Source organism: Noviherbaspirillum sp. (assembly GCF_035654295.1).
In the GTDB taxonomy this organism is placed as follows: Bacteria; Pseudomonadota; Gammaproteobacteria; order Burkholderiales; family Burkholderiaceae_D; genus Noviherbaspirillum.
This window is the reverse complement of the sequence record NZ_DASRXF010000146.1, coordinates 1-24,422: the sequence shown is the minus strand read 5'-3', so window position 1 is coordinate 24,422 and position 24,422 is coordinate 1. Positions and strand designations below refer to the sequence as shown.

27 protein-coding genes are annotated in these 24,422 nt (G+C 65.4%); 14 read left to right on the top strand and 13 right to left on the bottom strand.

Annotation, left to right across the window (positions count from 1 at the left end):
* The 3 genes from VFF99_RS14405 to nhaR form a co-directional block, all read right to left on the bottom strand.
* Positions 1 to 2,259 (bottom strand): acetate--CoA ligase family protein (locus VFF99_RS14405; protein WP_325019033.1); only part of this gene is annotated, 2,259 nt, incomplete at its 3' end.
* 79 nt (positions 2,260 to 2,338) lie between these two features.
* The gene (locus VFF99_RS14400) at positions 2,339 to 3,265 is read right to left on the bottom strand and encodes a histone deacetylase family protein (RefSeq protein ID WP_325019031.1); all 927 of its coding nucleotides are present in this window, start codon (positions 3,263 to 3,265) and stop codon (positions 2,339 to 2,341) included.
* Between the two features lie 44 nt (positions 3,266 to 3,309).
* Positions 3,310 to 4,236 carry a transcriptional activator NhaR gene (nhaR, locus tag VFF99_RS14395; protein WP_325019030.1) on the bottom strand — a complete coding sequence of 309 codons (927 nt, stop codon included), beginning with the start codon at positions 4,234 to 4,236 and terminating at the stop codon, positions 3,310 to 3,312.
* A 131-nt stretch (positions 4,237 to 4,367) separates the two neighbouring features.
* On the opposite strand from nhaR, the gene VFF99_RS14390 reads away from it, so the two are divergent.
* From VFF99_RS14390 to VFF99_RS14360, 7 genes are all read left to right on the top strand, one after another.
* Complete coding sequence (locus VFF99_RS14390) at positions 4,368 to 4,664, top strand: HPF/RaiA family ribosome-associated protein (protein ID WP_325019028.1); 297 nt, start codon at positions 4,368 to 4,370, stop codon at positions 4,662 to 4,664.
* A gap of 61 nt (positions 4,665 to 4,725) precedes the next feature.
* A complete protein-coding gene (locus VFF99_RS14385) occupies positions 4,726 to 5,049 on the top strand; it encodes a zf-TFIIB domain-containing protein (protein ID WP_325019026.1) in 324 nt (107 codons plus the stop codon).
* Positions 5,050 to 5,116: 67 nt separating this feature from the next.
* Positions 5,117 to 6,202, top strand: coding sequence for an AI-2E family transporter (locus VFF99_RS14380; RefSeq protein ID WP_325019024.1), 1,086 nt, complete (start codon positions 5,117 to 5,119; stop codon positions 6,200 to 6,202).
* A 271-nt stretch (positions 6,203 to 6,473) separates the two neighbouring features.
* Positions 6,474 to 8,657 (top strand): S8 family peptidase, encoded by a 2,184-nt coding sequence (locus tag VFF99_RS14375; RefSeq protein WP_325019022.1) that lies wholly within the window; start codon positions 6,474 to 6,476, stop codon positions 8,655 to 8,657.
* Positions 8,654 to 9,913, top strand: coding sequence for a diguanylate cyclase (locus VFF99_RS14370; RefSeq protein ID WP_325019020.1), 1,260 nt, complete (start codon positions 8,654 to 8,656; stop codon positions 9,911 to 9,913). The genes VFF99_RS14375 and VFF99_RS14370 overlap by 4 nt, the downstream gene beginning before the upstream one ends.
* A gap of 73 nt (positions 9,914 to 9,986) precedes the next feature.
* Positions 9,987 to 10,613 carry a 3'-5' exonuclease gene (locus VFF99_RS14365; protein WP_325019018.1) on the top strand — a complete coding sequence of 209 codons (627 nt, stop codon included), beginning with the start codon at positions 9,987 to 9,989 and terminating at the stop codon, positions 10,611 to 10,613.
* Positions 10,614 to 10,653: 40 nt separating this feature from the next.
* The gene (locus VFF99_RS14360; protein WP_325019017.1) at positions 10,654 to 11,028 is read left to right on the top strand and encodes a hypothetical protein; all 375 of its coding nucleotides are present in this window, start codon (positions 10,654 to 10,656) and stop codon (positions 11,026 to 11,028) included.
* Positions 11,029 to 11,137: 109 nt separating this feature from the next.
* Here VFF99_RS14360 and VFF99_RS14355 read toward each other — a convergent pair whose 3' ends face one another.
* On the bottom strand, positions 11,138 to 12,115 hold the full coding sequence (locus VFF99_RS14355; protein WP_325019016.1) for a 2-dehydropantoate 2-reductase: 978 nt from the start codon (positions 12,113 to 12,115) through the stop codon (positions 11,138 to 11,140).
* Positions 12,116 to 12,253: 138 nt separating this feature from the next.
* On the opposite strand from VFF99_RS14355, the gene VFF99_RS14350 reads away from it, so the two are divergent.
* Complete coding sequence (locus VFF99_RS14350) at positions 12,254 to 12,550, top strand: hypothetical protein (RefSeq protein ID WP_325019015.1); 297 nt, start codon at positions 12,254 to 12,256, stop codon at positions 12,548 to 12,550.
* Between the two features lie 68 nt (positions 12,551 to 12,618).
* Here the strand turns inward: VFF99_RS14350 and VFF99_RS14345 are convergent, their stop codons facing one another.
* From VFF99_RS14345 to VFF99_RS14335, 3 genes are read right to left on the bottom strand one after another with little or no spacing between them, the layout of a single operon-like run.
* Positions 12,619 to 13,203 (bottom strand): molybdopterin-dependent oxidoreductase, encoded by a 585-nt coding sequence (locus VFF99_RS14345; RefSeq protein ID WP_325019014.1) that lies wholly within the window; start codon positions 13,201 to 13,203, stop codon positions 12,619 to 12,621.
* Positions 13,204 to 13,218: 15 nt separating this feature from the next.
* Positions 13,219 to 13,998, bottom strand: a complete 780-nt coding sequence (locus tag VFF99_RS14340) for a substrate-binding periplasmic protein (protein WP_325019013.1) — start codon at positions 13,996 to 13,998, stop codon at positions 13,219 to 13,221.
* A 49-nt stretch (positions 13,999 to 14,047) separates the two neighbouring features.
* Positions 14,048 to 14,410 carry a hypothetical protein gene (locus tag VFF99_RS14335; RefSeq protein WP_325019012.1) on the bottom strand — a complete coding sequence of 121 codons (363 nt, stop codon included), beginning with the start codon at positions 14,408 to 14,410 and terminating at the stop codon, positions 14,048 to 14,050.
* A gap of 198 nt (positions 14,411 to 14,608) precedes the next feature.
* On the opposite strand from VFF99_RS14335, the gene VFF99_RS14330 reads away from it, so the two are divergent.
* Positions 14,609 to 15,664 carry a hypothetical protein gene (locus VFF99_RS14330; RefSeq protein WP_325019011.1) on the top strand — a complete coding sequence of 352 codons (1,056 nt, stop codon included), beginning with the start codon at positions 14,609 to 14,611 and terminating at the stop codon, positions 15,662 to 15,664.
* A gap of 95 nt (positions 15,665 to 15,759) precedes the next feature.
* Here the strand turns inward: VFF99_RS14330 and VFF99_RS14325 are convergent, their stop codons facing one another.
* Together VFF99_RS14325 and VFF99_RS14320 are read right to left on the bottom strand one after the other, a co-directional pair.
* Positions 15,760 to 15,933, bottom strand: coding sequence for a hypothetical protein (locus VFF99_RS14325; RefSeq protein ID WP_325019009.1), 174 nt, complete (start codon positions 15,931 to 15,933; stop codon positions 15,760 to 15,762).
* A 166-nt stretch (positions 15,934 to 16,099) separates the two neighbouring features.
* Entirely contained in the window at positions 16,100 to 16,312 is a 213-nt protein-coding gene (locus VFF99_RS14320) for a hypothetical protein (RefSeq protein WP_325019007.1), read from the bottom strand.
* Between the two features lie 171 nt (positions 16,313 to 16,483).
* On the opposite strand from VFF99_RS14320, the gene VFF99_RS14315 reads away from it, so the two are divergent.
* Both VFF99_RS14315 and VFF99_RS14310 read left to right on the top strand, forming a co-directional pair.
* A complete protein-coding gene (locus VFF99_RS14315) occupies positions 16,484 to 17,155 on the top strand; it encodes a methyltransferase domain-containing protein (protein ID WP_325019005.1) in 672 nt (223 codons plus the stop codon).
* Positions 17,156 to 17,227: 72 nt separating this feature from the next.
* A complete protein-coding gene (locus VFF99_RS14310) occupies positions 17,228 to 17,464 on the top strand; it encodes a hypothetical protein (RefSeq protein ID WP_325019004.1) in 237 nt (78 codons plus the stop codon).
* Positions 17,465 to 17,471: 7 nt separating this feature from the next.
* On the opposite strand, the gene VFF99_RS14305 is transcribed toward VFF99_RS14310, so the two are convergent.
* Positions 17,472 to 17,891: a hypothetical protein gene (locus tag VFF99_RS14305; RefSeq protein ID WP_325019002.1), complete on the bottom strand. Its 420-nt coding sequence runs from the start codon at positions 17,889 to 17,891 to the stop codon at positions 17,472 to 17,474.
* A gap of 67 nt (positions 17,892 to 17,958) precedes the next feature.
* Between VFF99_RS14305 and VFF99_RS14300 the strand changes: the two genes are divergently transcribed.
* A complete protein-coding gene (locus VFF99_RS14300; protein WP_414691541.1) occupies positions 17,959 to 18,468 on the top strand; it encodes a GNAT family N-acetyltransferase in 510 nt (169 codons plus the stop codon).
* Between the two features lie 146 nt (positions 18,469 to 18,614).
* Here VFF99_RS14300 and ettA read toward each other — a convergent pair whose 3' ends face one another.
* Positions 18,615 to 20,282: an energy-dependent translational throttle protein EttA gene (gene ettA, locus VFF99_RS14295; protein WP_325018998.1), complete on the bottom strand. Its 1,668-nt coding sequence runs from the start codon at positions 20,280 to 20,282 to the stop codon at positions 18,615 to 18,617.
* Positions 20,283 to 20,508: 226 nt separating this feature from the next.
* Between ettA and VFF99_RS14290 the strand changes: the two genes are divergently transcribed.
* Positions 20,509 to 21,117, top strand: coding sequence for an OmpW/AlkL family protein (locus tag VFF99_RS14290; RefSeq protein WP_325018996.1), 609 nt, complete (start codon positions 20,509 to 20,511; stop codon positions 21,115 to 21,117).
* Between the two features lie 55 nt (positions 21,118 to 21,172).
* Here the strand turns inward: VFF99_RS14290 and rarD are convergent, their stop codons facing one another.
* Positions 21,173 to 22,054 carry an EamA family transporter RarD gene (gene rarD / locus VFF99_RS14285; RefSeq protein ID WP_325018994.1) on the bottom strand — a complete coding sequence of 294 codons (882 nt, stop codon included), beginning with the start codon at positions 22,052 to 22,054 and terminating at the stop codon, positions 21,173 to 21,175.
* A gap of 170 nt (positions 22,055 to 22,224) precedes the next feature.
* On the opposite strand from rarD, the gene VFF99_RS14280 reads away from it, so the two are divergent.
* Positions 22,225 to 22,911 (top strand): Crp/Fnr family transcriptional regulator, encoded by a 687-nt coding sequence (locus tag VFF99_RS14280; RefSeq protein WP_325018992.1) that lies wholly within the window; start codon positions 22,225 to 22,227, stop codon positions 22,909 to 22,911.
* Here the strand turns inward: VFF99_RS14280 and VFF99_RS14275 are convergent.
* Positions 22,902 to 24,422: hydantoinase B/oxoprolinase family protein (locus VFF99_RS14275; protein ID WP_325018990.1), on the bottom strand; the 1,521-nt coding region annotated here is incomplete at its 5' end. The two genes, VFF99_RS14280 and VFF99_RS14275, sit on opposite strands and share 10 nt — an antisense overlap.

Below are 24,422 nucleotides of genomic sequence, written 5' to 3'. Positions count from 1 at the left end.
GCGGCTCTCCGGCGACATGCGGCGCACGAAATCCTGCAGCATCTGCGCATCGTCCGGCCGGATCGGGCGCACCGCGTAATGCCCGCCGCCGCGCATCGGCCACTCCTGTTCCCGCTCGGACGGATAGGGCAGGATCGCCAGGTGCGGGAAATTGTCGGTGCCATGCGGCGCGTGGTCGATGACGATGCGCGCATCCACCACCAGCGCGCCGGCGGCATCCACGATCACCGGGTTGATGTCCATGTGCCGCAGTTGCGGCAATGCGCACACCATTTCCGACACACGCAGCAGGATCTGCTCCACCGCCTCGCGTTGCGCCGGCGGCGCGCCGCGCCAGTGGCCGAGCGTTTCCGCGCAGCGCGCGCGGCCGATCAGGCGTTGCGCGAGAAACTGGTTGAGCGGCGGCAGTTCGATCGCCCGGTCGTTGATCAGCTCGATCATCGTGCCGCCCGCGCCGAAGGAGATCACCGGGCCGAAGGGCTCCTCGGTGCTCACGCCGATGTACAGTTCGCGGCCCTGCGGCTTGCCCGACATGTTCTGGATCGTCACGCCGTTGATGCGCGCGTCCGGCCGCAGGCGCGCCACGGTCGCCATCATGTCCTGCCAGGTGTCGCGCACCGCCGCCGCATTCTGCAGGTTCAGCGCCACGCCTTGCACGTCCGACTTGTGCGTGATGTCCGGCGAATCGATCTTCAGCGCGACCGGGTAGCCGAGCTGGTTCGCCACCAGGATCGCCTCGCTCGCCGAGCGCGCGAGGATGGTCTTGGTGACCGGGATATGGAAGGCCGACAGCAGCGCCTTCGATTCCATTTCGGTCAGCACCTTGCGCCGTTCCGTCAGTACGCTCTCGACCAGGATGCGGGCACCTTCGAGATCCGGATTGGCAAGCTGCGACAGCGGCGGCGGCGTCTGGTACAGCAGCCGCTGGTTCTGATGGAAGGAGGCGATGTTGTGGAAAGCATCCACCGCCGCTTCCGGCGTGCGATAGGTGGGGATGGTCGCGCGCGACAGGATCTGGCGCGCCGCGGCGGCGCGTTCGTCGCCCATCCAGCACGTCAGCAAGGGCTTGCCCAGGTCGGGATGGATGTCGGCGAGCGCCTGTGCGACGGCGGCCGTATCGAGCTCCGGCTTGGGCGACAGGATCACGAGGATGCCGTCGATATTCTGCGACGCCGCGCAGGCCTTGACCGCCGCGCCGTAGTGCGCCGGGTCGGCCTCTTCGCCGAGATCGATCACCGATTGCAGGCTGGCCTGGGGCGAAAGCTGGGGCGCCAGCGCGGCGGCCGCTTCAGGCGGCAGGCTTGCCAGTTCCAGCCCGAGCTCATCGGCCCAGTCGGCGGCGAGCACACCCGGGCCGCCGCCATTGCTGACCACCGCCAGGCGATTGCCGACGGGAAGATTGCGTGCGGACAGCCCCTTGGCCGCGGTGAACAGTTGCACGAAGGTGCGCACGCGGACTGCACCGGCGCGCTGCAGTGCTGCGTCGAACACATCGTCGCTGCCGACGATGGCGCCGGAGTGGGTGAGTGCCGCTGTCGAGCCCGCCGGCTTGCGTCCGGCCTTCAGCACGAACACCGGCTTCGCGTTGGCGGCGGCACGCAGCGCGCTCATGAAACGCCGCGCATTGCGGATGCCTTCGAGATAGACCACGATGCTTTGCGTGCTGCGATCGTCGGCGAGGAAGTCGAGCACTTGTGCGATGTCGACCGAGGTATTCGGCCCGAGCGCCACGACGGCGGAAAAGCCCACGCCGTTCTTCACCGCCCAGTCGAGGATGGAGGATGACACCGCGCCGGATTGCGATACCAGCGCCAGTCCGCCGGCCTGCGCCAGCGGCCCGAGCGCGCTGGCATTGAGCGACAGCTTCGGGCGCTGGAAGCCCAGGCAGTTCGGTCCGAGCAGGTAGATGCCGTGCTGGCGGGCGATCGCATGCAGTTGCGCCGCCAGCTTCGCATCGACACCGGAAGACAGGATCAGCGCCGTCTTGCTCTCGATGCGCGCGGCGACTTCAAGCGCCGCCGTCAACTGCGCGTGGGGCAGGGCGATGATCGCGAGGTCGAATTTGGCTTCCGCCAGTTCGGCCAGCGTGCCGCTCGACGCGATGTCGAGAAAGCGCACCGGCCCGGCGTAGCCGCTGCTGCGCAACTGCTCCGCCACGTGGCGGCCATAGGAAACCTGCGAGGCAGGATCGTTCTCGTCGCCGGCGAAGACCACCACCGAGCGCGGCGAGAACAGGGGATTCAGATAGTGCCTGTCCATGCTAATCGTCGTAATGTTGTTGACTGCACTGCAGTACGGCTCCATGTCTGCGCACGGATGGCCGCCTGCCGCTATTGCTTCAATCCGCGCCGATCAATACCTTCACGTGCGCGGCCACGCTGCGGGCCAGCGGCGAGAGCACGTAGCCGCCTTCGAGGCAGGACACTACCCGTCCCTTCGCGTGCCGCTGCGCCACTTCCATCACCTTGCGGGTCACCCATTCATAGTCGGCTTCGACCAGGCCGAGGTTGCCCATGTCATCTTCGCGGTGCGCGTCGAAGCCGGCGGAGATGAAGATCATCTGCGGGCGGAAGGCATCCAGCGCCGGTATCCATCCCCAGTCCACCGCCTCGCGGAAGGCATCGCTGCCGGAACGCGCCGGCAGTCCAATGTTGACCATGTTCGTGCCGCGCGGTTCATCGCCGCAGAACGGATAGAGGTCGCGTTCGAAGGTCGAGCACATCAGCACGCGCCCGTCGCCGCACAGGATGTCTTCGCTGCCGTTGCCGTGGTGGACGTCGAAGTCGACCAGCGCCACGCGCTCCAGCCCGTGCACGTCCAGCGCATGGCGGATGCCGACGGCGACGTTGTTGAAGAAGCAGAACCCGCCCGCCGCGTCGTGCTCGGCATGATGGCCGGGCGGACGCACGTTGCAGAAGGCCACCGGTGCCTCGCCCCGCAACACGAGGTCGGTTGCCAGCACGGCGGCGCCGGCCGAGCGCAGTGCCGCCTGGTAGGAATGCGGGTTCATCCAGGTATCCGGGTCGACCTGTGCATAGCCGGACTCGGGTACCTTGGCGGCGAGTTCGTGCACATGATGGATGGCATGGGCGCGCCCGAGCTGTTCCTCGGTGGCCAGCGGCGCGTCGTGCGGCTGCATGAACTCCAGCAAGCCCTTGATCAGGAGATGGTCGCGGATCGCATCGATGCGTTCGGGGCACTCCGGGTGCAGCGCGCCCATGTCGTGCTTGCTGCAGTCGGGATGGGAAATGTAGGCAGGTAGCATGGGCACACAGTGATGCAGAAGGGTAAGGATTTCTTTGTTCCAGATCAATTTTGCCGCAGGCCTGTCCGGATTGCCCGTGCCCCGCGCTTGCGCGCGGCCGAACTGATCGCTACCACCGCCGGATGCGACAGCCTGCGCTCCACCGAGATCGCGTAGAACTGCTCGGTGACCTCGCCGCTGCGGCCGATTTCCGCCACGCCATACTGCCGCTTGATCTGCGCGGCGATGGAGGAGGGCATGCAGAAGACGCCGGCGCCCGCGGCCCCGAATTCCTTGAGCAGCGCGCCATCGTCGAACTCGCCGGCGATGCGCGGCCGTATCCGTTCCCGGTCGAACCAGCGCAGCAGGCGCGGGCGCAGCGCCGCGTCTTCTCCCGGGAGCAGGAAGGGCGCGCCGTCCAGGCTGTGCGGGAAGCCCTTCTTCAACTGCCTCGCCAGATCGGGCGCGGCGAAGAAGGCGACGCCGGATTCGCCGAGCAGGTGGCTGTAACCGCGCACGTTGCTGTTGGGCGGCATGGGGCCGTCGGCGATGACGATGTCGAAGCTCTGGATCGCCAGGCCGGCCAGCAGCGTCGACAGCTTCCCTTCGCGGCACACCATGCGCAGGGTCTCGGGCAATTTCAGCGCAGGCTCCAGCAGCATGTAGGCGATCGACTTCTGCACCGAGTCCACGACGCCGACGGAAAACTGCAGCGGCCGGTCGCCGGGGCGGTGGTGCAGCATGTCCTCCAGTTCCTCGCCGAGCGAAAAGATCTCGTCCGCATAGCTGAATACCATGCGCCCGGTTTCGTTGAGCGCAATGTGCCGGCCCACACGGTCGAACAGCGCCGCGCCGAGCGATTCCTCCAGCAGCGTGATCTGTCCGCTGATGGTCTGGGGCGTGAGATGCAGCTGCTCGCTGGCGCGGCCGATACCGCCGCACTTGGCGACCACCCAGAAATAGTGCAGATGCTTGTAATTGATGGCACTCATGACTGTTCGGTTTTTTCGAATCGAATGAACATGATATTCGAATTTTAAACAGGCAAGGCGCAGGCTATAGTGGATTCAAGGCCGGCGCAAAAGCAGCGGCGGCCCAAACCAAGAACACTCAGGAGGTTGTCATGAAAGTCGATGTCCATGCCCAGGGGTTTCCGCTGACTGAAGCACTCACCGAGCACACCGAGCGCCGCCTGCGCTTCGCGCTCAAGCATGCGGCGGACCGCGTACAGCGCGTGTCGGTCCGGCTGGCGGATGTGAACGGGCCGCGCGGCGGCGTCGACAAGAAGTGCAGCGTCCACATCACGGTGTCCGGCGCGCCCGACATCGTGACCGAGGATACCGAGGCCGACATGTACGTCGCGATCAACCGCGCCGTCGACCGCGTGGGCCGCACCGTCCTGCGCCGCATGACGCAGTGAACACGCCGGCCGGGCCGCAGCGCAACCTGCGGCCCGGTCCGTTTTTTTCAGGAGATTCCCGATGCAATGTCCCGTCTGTACCAACACCCAGCTCGTCATGTCCGAACGGCAAGGAATCGAGATCGATTACTGCCCGCAATGCCGCGGCGTCTGGCTCGACCGCGGCGAGCTGGACAAGATCATCGATCGCTCCGCTTCGGCGGCTGCTCCTGCGGCCGCTCCTGCAGCCGCACCGGAAGGATTCGGCAGGCAGGCCGCCGGGCCGCAGCGCGACGAGCGCACCTATGCCCGTCACGACTACTACAAGGATGACGACCATCACAAGCGCGACTATCACCACCGCAAGAAAAAGGGATTCCTCGGCGAACTCTTCGACTTCGATTGATCTTCCTCGCTCCGGCGGCACGGCGCAGGGCGCACAATGGCGTTGCGAATGACTTGAACTCCACGAGATGACAACACGCGATTCGATCGGCGTGACGCGCATGGTCCTGCTCTGGCTGCTGCTCGGCGGGCTCTTCATCCTTTCCTACCTGACGCTGCGCTGGTTCATCGTGCCGGTGGTCTGGGCGCTGATCCTCGCCTATGCCACCTGGCCGATCTATGCGCGGCTGCGGCGCGGCCTGCACGGCGCGCCGACGGCCAGCGCGCTGCTGATGACGCTGCTGCTCACGGCCGCCTTCGTCCTGCCGCTGCTGGCGCTGATCGGCCTGCTGCAGAACGAGTTCATCCTCGCCTACCAGGCGGTGTCCGGCTACATCAACGAAGGGCCGCAACGGCTGCCTTCGATCATCAAGAACATTCCCTGGGTGGGCGAACGCCTGCAGCAGATTTTCGACCGGATCGCCGGCGATCCCGCCGCCCTGCGCACGGAAGCGCTGCAGCTGGCGCAGAACTGGTTCGGGCAGGTGGCGGAACTGGTGGGCGGCGTTGGCCGCAATGCCGCCAAGATGGCGCTGGCCGTGCTGACGGTGCTGTTCGTCTACCGCGACGGCGAGAAACTGCTGTACCAGGTGCGGCGGGTCATGCGGCGTTTCGTCGGTCCGCGCGCCGAGGGCTACCTGGAAGCCATCGGCGCCACCACCAAGGCAGTGCTCTACGGCTTGGTGCTGACCGCATTGGCGCAGGGCACGCTTGCCGGCCTCGGCTACTGGGCCGCCGGCATCCACGCCCCGGCATTGCTGGGCGCATTCACTGCACTGATCGCCTTGATTCCCTTCGGTGCGCCGGTGATCTGGGGTTCGCTCGGCGTGTGGCTGCTGATGACCGGCGAGACGCTGGAAGGCATCGGCCTGCTGTTGTGGGGCGCGCTCGTGGTGAGCTGGGTGGATAACCTGATCCGGCCCCTGGTCATCAGCAGCGCTGCCCAGATCCCGTTCATCCTGGTGCTGTTCGCGGTGCTCGGCGGCCTCGGCGCCTTCGGCCTGGTCGGCATGTTCGTCGGGCCGGTGATCGTCGCGGTGCTCCTCGCCGTTTGGCGCGAGTGGCTGGAAGAGCGCATGCCGGACGAGGCGCGCGTGCATCGCCTGCACGAGTGATATTGGCAAACCGTCTTTTCTTTTTCTTCATTTTCTCTGCGCCCCCGCATTCGCATGCGGCTTCCTGTTGTCGCGCGGCGACTTGCGCCTCCGTCCGTCCGTCTGTTTCATTTGCAATTTGAGATTTACGATGCACAATGGAAATATGACGTGAGGGCAAGCGAGGGAGACATCGCAGGTCCTAAGGGCAGAGAGGGCAGACCCGCCGGCGGCACCGGCGCGGGTAAAGCGCCGCCCTTTTTCCGTCGGTACTGTCGGAGAAAGGCGAACCATGTTGACCACCAATCCATTCCCGCCCGGTGCGCTTGCACTGGCTGTGCTGGCAGCGGTCGCGCCGCCGGCGCAGGGTCAGGATAAAACCAGCGCCGCCCTCTTTCCCGATACCGAGCGCAGCAACGCTGCGTCCATCCTCGACAAGGTACGCGCCGGCGCCGCTCATCTGCGCGGCATCGCCGGGCGCGGCGTCACCATCGGCGTGCTGGACACCGGCATCGATGTACGGCACCGCGAGTTCGCCGGCCGGCTGCTGCCCGGTTTCAATGCCGTCACCGGGAGCATGGATGTCAGCGACCGTTCCGGCCACGGCACGCATGTTGCAGGGATCGCGGGTGCGGGGCGTGACGGCCGCGGAATGGCCGGCGTCGCCTACGAAGTTTCGCTTCTGCCGGTAAAGGTGCTGCCCGACAGCAGCAGCGGCTCGACAGCCGTGCTCGACCGCGGCCTGCGCCACCTGGTCGGCAAGGCAGCGATCGCCAGCATGAGCGTCAGCAGCACCCAAGCCTACGATGCGCGCGCCACGCAGGAAGCGGTGCGCGCCGGCATGCTGCTGGTGGCATCGGCCGGCAATGCCGGCGGCGCCAACCCGGGATGGCCGGCGAATTTCGCCAGGGAGTCGTGGGCAAACAACCAGATCATCGCGGTCGGTGCGGTGGATGCGCAGAACCGTATCGCCTCCTTCTCCAATCGCGCAGGAGACGCAGCCGCCTGGTACCTGGTCGCGCCCGGCACCGGCATACTGTCCGCGGCGCCGCACGACCGCTATGCAACCAAGAGCGGCACCTCGATGGCCGCCCCCGTGGTGAGCGGCGCGGCCGCCTTGCTCGTGCAGATGTGGCCGGCACTGCGCGCCGACCAGGTCGCCACCATCCTCTTCGTCACCGCATCCGACCTCGGCGCGCCCGGCATCGATCCGGTGTACGGCCGCGGCCTGCTGAATATCGAGAAGGCACTGCAGCCGGTCGGCGCGCTGACCACCACCACGCTCAACGGCCGCACCATCAATGTGCTCGCCGGTTCGCTGCAGCCTTCGGCCGCCACCAGCATGTTGTGGCAGCTGGCCGCCACGGGTCAGCTGCGGGTGACCGGCCTGGACGATTTCCAGCGCGACTTCGGCGTCGACCTCGGCGCCACCGTGGCCCGCCCCGTGCCGATGTCCATCGAACAGGCGATGGGCAGCGCAGACAGCCGCGTGGAAGTCGCGGAAAGCGTGCTCGGCAACGGCATCAGCCTGTCGTCGGCGGTGGAAAGCCGGTGGTCGCCCGTGCACGGACGGCTGCGGCGCCTGTCGTCGTTCTCACTGCAGGCGCGCGGTACGGAAGACAGCGAAATCTCGCTCGGTATCGGCGGCCCGGCGCCGCAGCATTTCGGCGTCGCCGCCCTGGAACTCGACGGTGGCCTGCCGCTGGCGCAGGACGATGCGCTGGCCAATCCCTATTTCTCGCTGGTGCCCGCGCCGTCGCACGCGGCGCTTGCGCGCAGGGTCGGCGGCCTGAAGCTTCGCATCGGCGTGCTCGGTGGAGGGCCCGGCCAATGGCTGGCGTCGCAAGACAGCCCTCACACCGCAACCGGCCTGCCGGAAGCGAATGCCGGGCTGCTCGAAATTTCGCGTTCCTTCGGCCACGCCGCGCTGTCGCTGTCGATGTCGCAGACGCGCGAATCGAATGCCTACCTCGGCTCCTGGTCCACCTCCGCGCTCTCGCTCGGTTCGCGCGCCTCGACCAGCGCGCTGCAGCTGGCCGGCGCCTACATGCTCGCGCCCAAGCTGGCCATTGCCGGCCAGGCAGCCTACGGCGTGACGCCGGGCATGCGCAGCAGCGACAGCCTGGTCACCGAAATTTCCAAGGCCCGCACCAACGCCTTTTCCTTCGCGGTGGTCGCCGCCGACCGCATGCGTCGTGGCGACCGGCTCAGCGTGTCGCTGTCGCAGCCGATGCGCGCCTATGCCGGGCGCATCGTGATGGACGTCCTGTCGCGCACCAGCGGTAGCGACCGCGAACGCCTCGTGTTCTCGATGGTGCCGGTCGGCCGCGAGATGCGCGCCCAGCTCAATTACACGACGCCGGCCGGCTACGGCGCGACCTTCGGCATGACCTTGCTGGTGCGCCGCAATCCGAACAACCTCGCGGACGCCCCGGCGGAGGCATTGATCGCGATGCGCTACATGAAGGCATTTTGAACACACATTCCATGGAAAACATCACCGACGAAACACCCGCCGCACCCCAGGCAGAACGCGAGCAGAGCTTCTGGGGCCGCCGCCGCAAGTTCCCTGAACAGGTCGAGGCCGCGTACCAGCTCGAAATGGATCGCATGCGCGAGCGGCGCCTGCGCCGTACCGGCATCGCCGCTGTCCTGCTATACAGCGCATTCGCCGTCAGCGACCGCGTCATGATCCCGGACGCCTACGAGAAGGCGTGGGCGGTGCGCTTCCTCGTGGTCGTACCGCTGCTCCTGCTGTGCACGTTCTTCGTCTATCGCATCCGCCACCCGGCATGGCGTGAAGCAGCGCTGGCGGGGGCCATCGTCGCCTCGGGCGTCAGCCTGCCGTGGATCGCGGGTTTCAGCAGCCATCCGAATGCCGCGCATTACCAGACCGGCCTCACCCTCATCGTCCTGTTCGGCAATATCGTCGTCAGCCTGCGCTTTCGCAGCGCGCTGGCCACGTCGGTGGTAATGACGATCATTTACGGTTGCGCCCTGGCCGGCATCCAGAGCATGCCGCCGGAAGTCCGGTTCAACAATTGGCTGTTCTGCTTCGCCGCCGTCACGATCAGCCTGATCGCCAACTTCCGCATGGACCAGGATCAGCGGCGCGCCTACTTCGCCCGCATGCGCGAGCAGGAGCGCAACGAGGAACTGAGCCATGCGGTGGAACTGCTGGGCCGCCTGTCGTCCGAGGACGCGCTGACCCAAGTGGCGAATCGCCGCGAGTTCGACCGCCGGCTCGAGATCGAATGGGGGCGGGCGCGACGTGACGGCACGTCGCTGTCGCTGGTCATGGTCGACGTCGACTGCTTCAAGAATTTCAACGACCACTACGGACACCAGGCCGGCGACGCCTGCCTGCAGCAGATCGCCCGGTGCCTGCGCGGCATTGCGCAGCGCCCGGCGGACCTCGTCGCGCGCTTCGGCGGCGAGGAATTCGTCGTGCTGCTCCCTGCCACCGCGGAGGAGGATGCCGCGGCCTTGGCCGAGCGCATGCGCGCCGCGCTGATCGACCTGCAGATCCCGCATGCCACTTCGCGCGTCGCGCCCGGCGTCACCGCCAGCTTCGGCGTGGCCGCCATGCATCCGTCGGGCAGCACGCAGCCGTCCACGCTGGTCGCTGCCGCGGACGCGGCCCTGTATGAAGCCAAGGAAAAGGGACGCAACCGGGTCGCCGTGCGCCAGCAGGGCGCGGAACTGATGATGGCGGCGGGCGTCGTGCATTAATTGCCATTCCGGCCACGCTTGTCTGGCGCGCTTGCCGTAGAATCAGCCCTTCCTTCCTGTCCCGCCACGCATCATGTACCTGCGCCCCATCGTCATGCTCGATTTCGAAACCACCGGCCTCAGTCCCGCCATGGGGGCGCGCATCACGGAAGTGGCCGCATTGCGGATCGAAGGCGGGCAAGTCATCGACCGCTTCGTGTCGCTGGTGAACTGTCACGTGGAAGTGCCGGCCTTCATCACCAGCCTGACCGGCATCACGCAGGAAATGGTCGACGGCGCGCCGTGCGTATCGGCCGTGCTGCCCGAGCTGCTGCGCTTCATCGGCCGCGACACGCTGGCCGCGCACAATGCGAGTTTCGACGAGAAATTCCTGCGGGCCGAAGCGCGCGACCTCGGGCTGGCCCCGGAGCATGAGAGGACGGTGTGTTCGTTGAAGCTCTCGCGCCGTCTGTTTCCCGGTTTGCCCAGCTACAAGCTTTCCCCGTTGTCATCCTCGCTCGGCATCCGCTTCAAGGGCACCGCGCACCGTGCGGAGGCCGATGCCCAAGTGAGCGCGGATGTGCTGATTCATGCGGCGGCGCACCTTGGCCGTACCTATGGCGTGGACGGCATTGACCCCGCGCTGCTGGCCCGCGTCAATACGATCGCCGCCGCCAAGGTACCGGACTTCCTGCGCAAGGAACTGGGCAGCCGCGGATAAAGTTGCGCGCGCGGCAGTCCAATGGTTTTTGGAGGACGCCATGCCTGCCATCCGTTGTGTGTTGATGCTCCTGTGCAGCTTGCCGCTCGCCGCGTGCGCCGGCACCGAAGTCACGGAAAGCAAGCCGCAGGACAAACCGGCGGCGCAGAAAAAGGTTCCGCCGCGGCGCGCCGTGCCGGCACTGGTGGAGCGCCCCTTGCCGTCCACCCCGCCTGCGCCGCAGGTGCCGATGCCGTCCATTCCACAGCCCGCTCAGCCTGCCGTGCCCTCGGTCCCGGCACCCGTCACCGCCTGCGATCCCGGCGGCTGCTGGAGTGGCGGTGCGCGGTATGAGGGCGGCGGCGCCGGCGGCACCTATCTCAACAAAGGCGGGCGGCTGTGCCAGAGCAATGGGGCGTGGATGCAGTGCTTCTAGGCGGTGGAACCAGCGGCGGATCGCATGGCGGGTTTCGCTGCGCTCTACCCACCCTACCGTTCTTTGTGCGCTGGTGGGTTTCGCTGTGCTCTACTCACCCTACGGTTCTCTATCGGTATAGACCGCGCGTCTTCCCGTACAAACGCACCAGCCCGAGCAGGGCATCCACGTTCGGTGTCGGCACGCCGGTCAGTTTGCCGATCTCGTGCACCGAGGTCACCAGCGCGTCGATCTCCAGCGCCTTGCCCGCTTCCGCGTCCTGCAGCATCGAGGTCTTGAATGCGCCGAGCTTGCGCGTGACTTCCATCCGGTCTTCGCCGCTCTGTGCGATCGGACAGCCGATCTTCGCACCGATGGCGGCGGCCTCGGCCATCGCCGACAGACAGAAGCGGTGCACCAGCGGATCGTCGAGGATGCGGTCGCAGGTGGCGCCGGTGAGCGCCGATACCGGGTTCATCGTCATGTTGCCCCACAGCTTGTACCAGATGTCGCGGCGGATATCCTCGCTCGCCTCCACCTCGAAGCCCGCCTTTTGCAGGAGCGACGCGAGCATGTTCACCCGCTCCGAACTGCCGCCGGCCGGCTCGCCCAGGATCAGCCGGTTGCCGAAGCCGAGCCGCACCAGCCCCGGTTCCGGGCAGGAGGCGGACAAGTGCACGACGCAGCCGACGATGCTGGCGGAAGGGATCGCGCGTTCGAGCGCGCCGTCGGGATCGAGGGAGGGCAGGCGCGTCCCTGCATACGGCAGCCCGGGGCTGGAGAAGAACCACCATGGCACGCCGTTCATGGCGGTGAGGACGATGGTCTGCGGGCCGATCAGGGGCGCAACCTGCCTTGCCACCTCGGGTAGCGCTGTCGCCTTGACGGCGATCACCACCACGTCCTGTACGCCGAGCGATGCCGCGTCCGCCGATGCGCGCACCGGTACGCTGCTCTGTCTGCCGTCCGCGATCACGCGTGCGCCTTGCGCATCGAGCGCCGCCAGCGTCGCCCCGCGTGCCAGCGCGCTGACCTCGCCGCCGGCAGCAGCCAGGCGCGCGCCGATCAGGCCGCCGATCGCGCCGAAACCGACCACAGCAATCTTCATGGTGTTCTCCCGTGTTGTCCGTCGTGCCCGAGAGTGTAGCCTGAACCGTGTTGTCACATATTCATGGTATATATCGGTGCCGCGCACTGTGTTACCTTCACGGCAATCCCAACCCCCTCGCACAGGCAGGAACACAAGGTGAAAACGCTTCTGGTCATGCTACTGATCGGCATCTGCGCCATCGGGCTGCAGAGTCCCGAGATCATGAAAGCCATCGGCATGGCCGGGGCGGCACAGGACCCCGCCGCTTCCGTCAGCGCCATTGCCGCCCCTCAGGCGGCACAGAAACCGATGACCGCGCAGGAGTTCGCGGAGCTGAGCAAGACCGATCCGCAGGCCTACCAGAAGTACGTCAACAGCTTCCAGGCCGCCGCGCCGGAGCGCAGCGAAGTCGACAAGCTGATGAATTTCCTCGCGCGCGGCAAGTTCGAATAAATCCCATTGCGGTTCGTTCCCACTCCTCAGACCGCAACCTCGCAAGCCGGCATTCATGCCGGCTTTTTTTAGCCAGGATGCCTGACTTCGATATGGTAGAGGCCCCAAGGGCAGTTGCCGAAGCGTTCATTGAGCGCCCGGGCGGCGACCTCGGGAAAGCGGTCGGCGTCGAACACGGCCCATAGCGGGCCGAGCCCGCCCACCGGCATCGGCTTGCCGTCAAGGTGAGTGGCCACGATGAAGCGATAGTTGCGCATGTCGGCAAGCGTGATGGCGGGAGCGTAGCCGTCGACGGCGCGCATCAGGACATCGCCTTGTTCCCCGCGCACGCCGGCCGCGGCCAGCACATCCGACAGCAACGGTCCGCGCAGCGCGTGCGCCTTGCCATCGTATTCCAGTGTCGGCCGGATCGTCACCGAGGGTAGTGCCGCCAGTGCCGCGAAGTCGAAAGTCCAGCCCTTGTCGAAGCGGACGCCTTGCTTCTGCATCATCTGGTCCAGTGCCGGGTCGAGCGGGCCCCGGTTCGCGCGGCCGATGGCGCCGGTGACCGTCAGGAGGACGGGGGAGCGCGTGGCGGCAGGAGCGGCCTGCGATGGAGCGGCTACGGCGGCGGCACTAGCCGCCGCCGTAGCCAGGAAAGCACGTTTATCCAAGAAGGCTCCTGTCTCTCAGGGTTCGACCGGTTCGTTGTACTTCTTGTAGATGCCGGCGTAGACGCCGTTCTTACGAATTATTTTCAGGCCCGCATTGAAGGCGTCGCGCAGGGCCGGGTCGCGGAAGACAGCCTTGCGCGCGCTCGGCTTGAAGATCATGTGATGCACCAGCGGCTGGCGCGCATCGATCGCCGGATCGACGTAGCGATTGAGGTAGCGGAAGATGAGCCGGTCGCCGACCACCACATCGACGCGGCCGGTGTACAGCAGGCGGTTCTGCGTGATCTGCTGCGGGTGCTCCTTGTAGTCGCGGTGATGTTCCGCCAGCGCCTTGAACTCCGGCCCGAGGATGAGGTTCGCATTCTGGAATGCGGCGACGGAATACTGCTCCAGGTCGCCCACCCCCCGCAGGCGAATGCCGCGGCTGGCAAGCGTCGTTGCGACGTTCTGGTAGTGCATGTAGGTGTCGGAGAAGAAATCGCTGCCGCCGATGCCCTCGTCCACGGTGAGCATGGCGTCGAGCTTGCCGGCGCGTACCAGCGCCAGCGCACGCGCCGGCGGCAGATGCTGCGCCACCATGCGGAAGCCGCCCGCTTCCAGCGCCTTCTCCGCGATCTCGTATTCAATGCCGCCCTTGCCGGGGCCCATGATGTAAGGCGGCTTGGTCAGGCCCACCCCGACCTGCACCTCGGGCAACGCCGCCGCCGCCGGCGTCACCGCAAGCGCAAGCAGCGCCGCCGCCAGCAGGCGCCTGGAACGGGACGGACGGAGAGTTTCGGTGACGGGCGGCTTCACGGCACGGGATATGCCGCGCAGGGCACGGCAGGCTTGGAAACAGAACCGATTATAGGACGCTTGCCTTCCCCTGCGGAGGGATTTTGCCGAGGTGTGCGGCGCCGCGCAAATGCGCACCGGAGGCGTGCATTGGAGGTGCCGGGGCGCGCATCCGGGCGCGTACGCCGTAGGCAAGCACGGTCAGCTGCGCCAGCACGTTCAGCCCGGCAACCGCGGCGATGAGCGTGCTTTTGACGACATACAACGCATAGGCGATGGTGACGGCGGCAATGACGATCCAGCCGCCCCAGGCGAGCAGCGAGATCGAGGCGCGCGACCCCGGGTCGCGGTGATATCGGATGATCTGGGGGATATAAAGAGCCGAGGCCGCGATTCCCGACGCGCCGTAAAGCACGGTCAATAACTGTTCCATAGTGTCCTGCGCCGTCCTGCAAGCGGACGCCAGCGCAGATTGTATGCGTGAATTGCCGCCGGAGAACCTTCTTCCGGGGAATTCGATATGGGCAGTCGCGGGGCGGCAACAAAGCTTGCCGGAACGGCATTGGCTTGCGTTCAAGTTTCTCCGCAAGCCGTCGATACAAGACTCATGTCTTCTCGCCAAGGGGTTGCCATGAAGATCGAATCCTCCAGCCTGCAGTTCAATGCGTCGCATCACGCCATGCAGCGCACCGAAGTGCGTGAAAGCCTGCGCGCGTGGGTCGGCGATGCGCCGCCCGAGACGGTGGCACAGCCCGGTGGCGGGCCGCCGCTCGTCGCCATTTCCGAGGCCGGGCGCATAGCCGCTGCGGCCGAGGCTCCTCGCGCACCTGCGCCTGCGGAAGCGCAAGCGGTCGAGGAGATCGTCAAGAAGGCGGAGGACGACCCGGTGCTCTACTTCATCAAGCTCGTGGTGGAGATGTTGACCGGCTTCGAGGTAAAGACCGTTTCACCGGACGACATGCCTGCCGAGGAGCCCTCGTCCGAGGCGCCGGAGCGGCCTGCGCCGCCGCCCCGCGCCGGCTTCGGCGTCGCCTACGACCGGCACGAAGTGCATGAGGAGATGGAGCACACCACCTTCCGCGCGGAAGGAATCGTGCGTACCGCCGACGGCAAGGAAATCAGCCTGCAGCTCGATATGGCGATGTTCCGCAGCTATCGCGAAGAATCATCGGTGTCGCTGCGTGCGGGCGATGCGGTGCGCAAGGACCCGCTGGTCATCAATTTCGACGGCACCGCGGCGCAGCTGCAGAACCGCCGCTTCAGCTTCGATCTCGACGCCGACGGCACCAGGGAACAGGTGCCGCTGCTGGCAGGGAACCGCGGCTATCTCGCGCTCGACCGCAACGGCAACGGCAAGGTCGACTCGGGCAAGGAATTGTTCGGCCCCGCCAGCGGAGATGGCTTTGCCGAGCTTGCGGAGTTAGACAGCGACGGCAATGGCTGGATCGACGACAACGACCCGGTATTCGCGCAGCTGCGTGTGTGGATGCAAGATGACAAGGGCGGCGGCACACTGCAGACCGCCAAGTCCCATGGCGTGGGCGCGATCTATCTCGGCCGTGCGCAAACGCCGTTCGAACTGAAGGACGATACCAACCAGGAACTGGGCGTGGTGCGCAGCACCGGCATGTACCTCTGGGAGAATGGCCGCGCCGGCACCGTGCAGCAGATCGACCTGACGGTCTGAATGGAAGCCTGCGGGAAGCAAGACGCTTTCCGAAACCGAGCGCACCGCATCCTTCCCCGGGAATGCGGCGCTGCTCTTTGATGCTTCTGCGGTGTCTAGCCGCCGAAGTAGGGGTGGAATGAACTGTCCATGCGCTGATACGCCGGACCAACGTTCGGACGGTAGGAATCCGCGCCTGCTCCGCTCGAATTCCCGGAACTGTGCATGCCGCCCATGCCGGCGCAGCCGGTGGTGAGCATGACGATCAGGACTGCCAGGGCTCTCTTCATGACTTGCCTCCGATGAAAGTGTCGTAAGACGCCTCCCTGGAATGCGCGCTCGGATTCACTATAGGGCCGCGCTTGGCGAATCACCAGCTACGTATGATGCGGCGCACCGATCATTGAGACGGCTCAAAGCAGATGCATGAAGAACCTGCATCAGGGAACGGAAAGCTTACACGAGCTCGAGGATGACGCCGTTGCCGGCCACACGGCACATGCTCGCAATCGGCATCACCCGGGCGCGGCCTGCGAGGTCTTCGAGGAAGAGCCATTCGCCGGCGATGCCTGTGACTACGCCGCGGAAGGCTGCCACATCGCCGGAATTGCACTTCTGCGCGACACTGCGCTTGAAAGCGACGGTGTCTCCCACACGGATACTGAGCATGATGTCCTCCGGAAAAATTGATCGCCGGATAGACAGCTTCCGCAAGACAATGTTCCGCTGGATCAATGCAGCAAGGCGGCGCGGCATCTTCCTTGTGCTTCCACAATCTTGCCTCTGCATACACGTTGAATAATGTTCACGTTGTTCGGCTGGCCATGTCAGGGAGGGAGAATGTTGAAGCACGCAGCCAATCCGGAATACAGTGTTCCGGCGCGCGTTGGCGTTGAAAGAATCCTGTCGTCGCAACGCCGCAAGCTGTTCGACGCGTTCGTTGCATTCCGTCAGGCCGCACCGGAAGGGACCGTGCTCAACCTTTACATGAAGCCCTCGACGCTGTTCGACAACAGCGACTACCTGTTTGCCTGGAGCGACCTGCCCGAGCGCATGCGCATGACCGCGTGCGAGATGGAGCCGCCTGCACTCGCGCGCAAGGCACCCGATACGCGCCTGCCGTATCCCGACGGCGCCTTCGACTGGGTGTTCTGCAATGAAGTCATCGAGCACAGCGGGGGTACCGAGCGGCAGTACGCGCTGGTGGCCGAAATGTACCGCGTCGCGCGCAAGGGGGTGTTCGTCGCTACGGCCAACCGCCGCCACCCGATCGAATTCAAGTCGCGCCTGCCCTTCATCCACCTGTTGCCCGATGCGGCGTGGCGTCGCCTGCTCAAGTGGTGCGGCAAAGGAAAATGGGCGTCGGTCGGAATGCTCAACCCGGTCGATGCACCGGCGCTGTACCGTTTCGCCAGTCTGCTGCCCGGCAAGCCGGAGCATGATGTCGGACACAAGCGCGTGTTCGGCATCAAGGCGCACTTTTTCCTGATGATACGGAAAAGGAAATCCTGAAGTTTCCGCGGCGCCTCGCAATTTTCGCGCCGCAGGCTAGCCTGTAAGGATCGCCACTTTTCGGGACCGATCATGCAGACGACCTTCAACGCCTCGCCCTCGGGACAGGCCATCATCCAGAACACGACCGCCGCCGGGATCGAAAAGCTGGTGGTCAACCTGCACCCCGGCAACGACTCCCTCATTGATGTTCAGATCAAGGAAGAAACGCCGGGCGACGGCATGCTGGTGTCCAGCACCATCTCGATCAACCAGGAAGGCTTGCAGAAACTGGTTGAATGGCTGCGCGACCAGGGGGCGATCCAGTAAGCCTTGATCAGTTCTGCGCTTCGAAGGCCTGGATGTCGCGCTCCAGGGAGGCGAGGCAGTCGAAGGCGAGGTCGAGCACGTTCACCGACGCGTCCACCGGGTTGTCCCACGCGTCGCGGGTCGCCACTGCAGCGTTGTAGTGCTGCAAGGCCGCTTGCAGCTCCAGCGTTTCCACCGATACGCCGCCGCGCTGCCCGGTCCGGATCTCCGCGCGGAACGCGGCCGCCAGCGCATCCAGCTTGCGGCCGATCACCCTCAGGTTGAAGGCGAGCACGATCGCATGCACATCCGGTTCGTAGCTCGCGGGATGCGCGCTGCGCAGCGCCAGCTGCCGTTCATGCATGCGGCGCGCGAAATCCAGTGCATCCTCCACTGCGCGGTAACGCGCGTAGAGCGGGCCGGGCGGGAAAAGCAGGGTGATCGGCATGCCGCTTAGACAGGCGGCGCTGCGCAAAGATGCCGTCTCGATTATCATTCCAGCCCGATCTTCGCTAATGCGCCGTATGCCGCCTGTCATTCGCAACGTCACTCCCGCAGACCTCGACCGCTGCCATGAAATCGAATCGCTCGCCTATGAGGGCGACGAGGCCGCCACCTACGAGAAAATCCGCAAGCGCATCCACACCTGGCCACAGGGCTTCATCGTCCTCGAATCGGACGGTGCGGTCGCCGGTTTCATCAATGCCGGCGCCGCCTTCGAAGTCAGGATGGACGACGATGCATTCAAGGAGCTGGTCGGGCACGATCCGGCGGGCCCGCATGTGGTGGTGATGTCGGTGGTGGTGCATCCGGACTTCCAGGGCAGGGGCCACGCGGCGCAGCTGATGACGGAGTTCATCGGACGCATGAAGCGGCTCGGCAAATCCAGCATCAACCTGATGTGCAAGACCAAACACGTGCCCTTTTATGAAAAGTTCGGTTTCGTTTATCTGAAGCCGTCGGCATCGACGCACGGCGGCATGGCGTGGCACGAGATGGTGCTCCACATGGATAAGGAAACGTAGGGCGGGGCGCGCGGTGGGTTTCGCTCACGCTCTACCCACCCTCCCGTCCTTTATAAAGAACCGTAGGGTGGGTAGAGCGCAAGCGAAACCCACCATGCGTGTAGAGGAAAAAAAGGCGCACCGGAGTGCGCCCTTCACTGTACCGCTTACCGCGTGACCGGCTTGTAGCGGATCCGCTTCGGCTTGGCGCCTTCTTCGCCGAGGCGTTTGACCTTGTCCGCTTCGTATTCCTGGTAGTTCCCGTCGAAGAACACGACCTTGGAGTCGCCTTCGAAGGCCAGGATGTGAGTCGCGATACGGTCGAGGAACCAGCGGTCGTGCGAGATCACCATTACACTGCCGGCGAACTCCAGCAGCGCATCTTCCAGTGCGCGCAGGGTTTCCACGTCGAGGTCGTTCGAGGGTTCGTCCAGCAGCAGCACGTTGCCGCCCATGAGCAGCGTCTTGGCCAGGTGCAGACGGCCGCGTTCGCCGCCCGACAGGTTGCCGACGACTTTCTGCTGGTCGCTGCCCTTGAAGTTGAAGCGGCCGAGATAGGCGCGCGAGGGCATCTCGAAACGGCCCACGGTCAGGATGTCGGCGCCGTTGGACACGTCTTCCCACACCGTCTTCTTGTTCGACAGGTCTTCGCGCGACTGGTCGACCAGCGACAGCTTCACGGTCGGGCCGACCACCACTTCGCCGCTGTCGGGCTGCTCCTTGCCCGCGATCATTTTGAACAACGTCGATTTGCCCGCGCCGTTCGGGCCGATGATGCCGACGATCGCGCCGGCCGGGATCTTGAAGCTCAGATCATCGATCAGCAGACGGTCGCCGAAGGACTTGGACACGTTCTTGAACTCGATCACTTCATTGCCCAGGCGCTCGGCGACCGGGATGAAGATTTCCTGCGTCTCGTTGCGCTTCTGGTATTCGTGTTCGGACAGCTCGTTGAAGCGGGCCAGGCGCGCCTTGCTCTTGGCCTGGCGGCCCTTCGGATTCTGGCGCACCCATTCCAGTTCCTTCTGGATGGTCTTCTGGCGCGCGGACTCGGTCGCTTCTTCCTGCTTCAGGCGGGCTTCCTTCTGCTCCAGCCAGGAGCTGTAATTGCCCTTCCACGGGATGCCGTGGCCGCGGTCGAGTTCGAGGATCCACTCGGCAGCGTTGTCGAGGAAGTAGCGGTCGTGGGTGATGCCGACCACCGTGCCGGGGAAGCGCTGCAGGAACTGCTCCAGCCATTCCACCGATTCCGCATCGAGGTGGTTGGTCGGTTCGTCCAGCAGCAGCATGTCGGGCTTGGACAGCAGCAGCTTGCACAGCGCCACGCGGCGCTTTTCGCCGCCGGACAGCACGCCGACCTTGGCATCCCAGGGCGGCAGGCGCAGCGCGTCGGCCGCGATTTCCAGCTGCTGGTCGAGATTGCCGCCGCCGGAAGTGGCGATGATCGCTTCCAGGCGCGCCTGTTCCGCGGCCAGCGCGTCGAAGTCGGCATCCGGTTCGGCATAGGCGGCATAGACCGCGTCCAGCTTGGATTGCGCTTCGGCGACTTCACCGAGTCCGGATTCCACCGCCTGGCGCACCGTCATTTCCGGATCGAGCTGCGGCTCCTGCGGCAGATAACCGATGTTCAGGCCCGGCATCGGCACGGCTTCGCCTTCGATGTCCTTGTCGATGCCGGCCATGATCTTGAGCAGGGTCGACTTGCCCGAGCCGTTCAGGCCGAGCACGCCGATCTTGGCGCCGGGGAAGAAGGAGAGCGAAATGTCCTTGAGAATCTGGCGCTTGGGCGGAACGATCTTGCCCACGCGGTTCATGGTGTAGACGTATTGAGCCATGGAAAATCCGAGTGAAGGTGCTAAGAAAAGGGAGAGTGCAAGGATACCCGATCGGCCTGTGCAGCGGTTGCGCTTCGGCCCGCTTCGGTCCTGTCGCGCTGTCGAATTCCCCTACAATTCTTGTGGGTAATTGTTGATCTAGGTCAACGATTTTGCTGCAGCGCAGGAATACAGTCCCCGCAAGCACATACACAAACTTACACAAGCCAACCTTAAGGGGAAATCCATGAAAAAGACTGCAGCAATCCTTGCTCTCGCCGCTCTCGGCGTTGCCTCCCAGGCAATGGCCCAGCAGAGCCCGTGGCAGATCCGTGCGCGCGCTGTGAACATCAACCCGGCGGACAAGTCCGACCCGGTGGGCGGCGCCGGCCCGGCTGACCAGATCACCGTCAGCAACAAGACGATTCCGGAAATCGACATCACCTACTTCCTGACGCCGAACCTGGCCGCGGAACTGATCCTGACCTATCCGCAGAAGCACAAGGTCTACCTGTCCGGCACCAACATCGGCACCTTCAAGCACCTGCCGCCGACCCTGACCCTGCAGTACCACTTCACCCCGGCAGCGCAATTCAGCCCGTACGTCGGCGCAGGCATCAACTACACCCGCATCGGCAGCGTGAACCTGCTCGGCGGCCAGGGCGACCTGGAAAACCACAGCTTCGGCCTGGCGCTGCAAGCCGGCGTCGACTTCAAGCTCGACAAGAACTGGTCGATCAACTTCGACGTGAAGAAAGTGCAGATCCGCAGCGACGTGATGGTCGGCGGTGCGAAGGTCAGCGCGGTCAAGGTTGACCCGCTGCTGATCGGCGTGGGCGTCGGTTACCGCTTCTGATCGCGTGCGAAAGCAAACCCAAGGGCAAGAAAGCCGGTCGCAAGACCGGCTTTTTTTATGCCGCCTGCTTTGCCTTCCAGTTCTGCCACAGGCCTTCGGCGGTATAGACCGCCAGCGCGCTCCAGATCAGCGCGAAGCCGGCGAGACGGGCGCCGCCGAAGGGTTCGTGGTACAGCCACACGCCGAGCAGCAGTTGCAGCGTCGGGCCGATGTATTGCAAGAGGCCCAGCAGCGACAGCGGGATGCGGCGCGCGCCGGAGGCGAACAGCAGCAGCGGGATAGCGGTGATCGGTCCGGCCGCCGCGAGCAGCAGCTGGGTGCCGGTCGACACCGTCGTGAAATGGTTCTGTCCCTGCGAAGACAGCATCGCGAGGTAGGCGAAGGCCAGCGGAAACAGCAGCAGCGTCTCCAGCGCGAGTCCTTCCAATGCACCCAGCGCGGCGGTCTTGCGCAGCAGTCCGTACAGCGCGAAGGTCGTCGCCAGCAGCAGCGCGATCCAGGGCAGGGTGCCGCTGTGCCAGGTCAGCCACGCCACGCCCAGTGCGGCGATGCCGACTGCCGCCCACTGCACCGGACGCAGCCGTTCGCGCAGGATCAGCATGCCGAGCAGCACATTGAACAGCGGATTGATGAAGTAGCCCAGGCTGGACTCGACCACGTGGCCGTTGTTCACCGCCCAGATATAGATGAACCAGTTGGAGGACAGCAGCACCGCGCTGGCCGCGAAACCGGCGAGCACCTTCGGCCGGCGCACGACGGCGCCGAGCCAGGACCACTGCCGGCGCACGGCGAGCACGATCGCGACGAACACGAGCGACCACACCATGCGATGGAGCAGGATCTCCAGCGGCGGGATTTCCTGCAGCGATTTGAAATACAGCGGGAACACGCCCCACAGTGCGTAAGCCGACGCGGCGTACAGGATTCCGGTATTCATGTCATTGGATGGAAAGACGCGCACCCGGCAGGATGCATGGAAGCCGCCTCGTGTGCGGGCGGCGGGCGCGGCTATTATCCCAGCATTCGGCGGCTCGCGCGCTGGCAGGGTCTGCCGCAAACGTATATGATCGGTGCCGGCCTCAGTTACCGCGAACTGCCGCGAACGCAATGACCTCCACACCACAGACCCTCGTCCACATGCTCCGCAGTGCGGCGTGGGCCGCATCGCTCAGCCCCGAACAGATGGCGCGCGTCGAGGCGGACGTGACGGAACGCTTCGTGCCCGCCGGCGGCTACGCATGCCGCAAGGGCGAACCAGTCGAGCACTGGGTCGGCGCCATCGATGGCTTGCTGAAGATGAGCAGCGTGTCGCCCGAAGGGAAGACCATCACCTTCACCGGCGTGCTGGGCGGAGCGTGGTTCGGCGAAGGTTCGCTGCTCAAGGATACGGTGCGTCAGTACGACGTCATCGCGTTGCGCGACACGCGGCTTGCGCTGATGCCGCGCGCCACCTTCCACTGGCTGCTCGACAACAGCATCGGCTTCAACCGTTTCGTGATGACGCTGCTCAACGAGCGCCTCGGCATGTTCATCTCGCTGGTGGAATTCGACCGCATGCTCGACACCACCGGGCGCCTGGCGCGCTGCCTCGCCGCGCTGTTCAACCCACACCTCAATCCCGGTATCAGCCCGCAGCTGAAGATTTCGCAGGAAGAGCTGGGCTATCTGTGCGGCGCGTCGCGCCAGCGGGTGAACGGCTCACTGAAGTCGCTGGAAGAGGCCGGGCTGGTCAAGGCCGAGTATGGCGGCGTCACCATCCTCGACCTCGACGGCCTGCGTACCTTTCATTCCTGATCCTCGGCGCCGTATCCGCCACCGCCGGGCGTTTCGATGACGAACACATCGCCCGCTTCCATTTCCGTGCGTGCGATGAAGCTCAGCTCCTCGATGCGGCCATCTGCACGGATCACATAATTCCTGCCGCACCGGCCGTCGCCGCCGCCGGCCGCGCCGAAGGGCGGCACGAGACGATTGTTGGACAGGATCGATGCCGTCATCGGTTCAAGGAAGCGCAGCTTGCGCACGCCGCCATCGCCGCCTTTCCACTTGCCGCGCCCACCCGATCCATACCGGATCTCGTAGCTCTCCAGGCGCACCGGGAAGCGCCACTCCAGCACTTCCGGGTCGGTCAGGCGCGAGTTGGTCATGTGCGTCTGCACCACCGCCGTTCCGTCGAAGCCGGGGCCCGCGCCCGAGCCGCCCGAGATGGTTTCGTAATACTGGTGCCTGGCATTGCCGAAGGTGAAGTTGTTCATCGTCCCCGGCGCGGCTGCCATCACGCCGAGCGCGCCGTAGAGCGCGTTGGTCACGCAGCTCGAGGTCTCGACATTGCCCGACACCACCGCTGCCGGATAGCGCGGGTTCAGCATCGAGCCCTCCGGGATGCGCACGCGCAGCGGCTTGAGGCAACCGGCGTTCAGCGGAATGGCATCGTCGACCAGGGTGCGGAACACGTAGAGCACGGCCGCCATGCAGACGGATGAAGGCGCGTTGAAATTGTTGGGCAGTTGCGGCGAGGTGCCGGTGAAGTCGATTTCGGCGCTGCGCGTATCGCGGTCCACGCAGATCGCCACCCGGACGACCGCGCCGTTGTCGAGGCGGTAGGTGTAATCGCCATCCTTGAGCGAGGTGATGACGCGGCGCACCGCTTCCTCCGCGTTGTCCTGCACATGCCGCATGTAGGCCTGCACCACGTCGAGGCCGAAATGCGCGACCATCTTCAGCAATTCCTCCACGCCCTTCTGGTTGGCGGCGATCTGCGCCTGCAGGTCGGCGAGGTTCTGGCGGATGTTGCGCGCCGGGTAGCGGCCGGACGAGAGCAGGGCGATCGTCTCTTCCTCCCGCAAGCGTCCATCCTTCACCAGCGGGAAATTGTCGATCAGCACGCCTTCTTCCTCGACCACGGTGCTGTCCGGCGGCATCGAGCCCGGCGTCATGCCGCCGATGTCCGCATGATGGCCGCGCGAGGCGACATAGAACAGCACCTGCTTGCCCGCCGCGTCGAAGGCCGGCGTGATCACGGTGACGTCCGGCAGGTGCGTGCCGCCGTGGTAGGGATCGTTCAGCATGAACACGTCGCCGGGGCGCATCGCCGCGCGGTTCTCGCGGATCACGGTCTTGATGCTTTCGCCCATCGAGCCGAGGTGCACCGGGATATGCGGCGCGTTGGCGATCAGGTTGCCCTCGGCGTCGAACAGCGCGCAGGAAAAATCGAGGCGCTCCTTGATGTTCACCGAGACCGCGGTGTTCTGCAGGCGCAGGCCCATCTGTTCGGCGATCGACATGAAGAGATTGTTGAACACTTC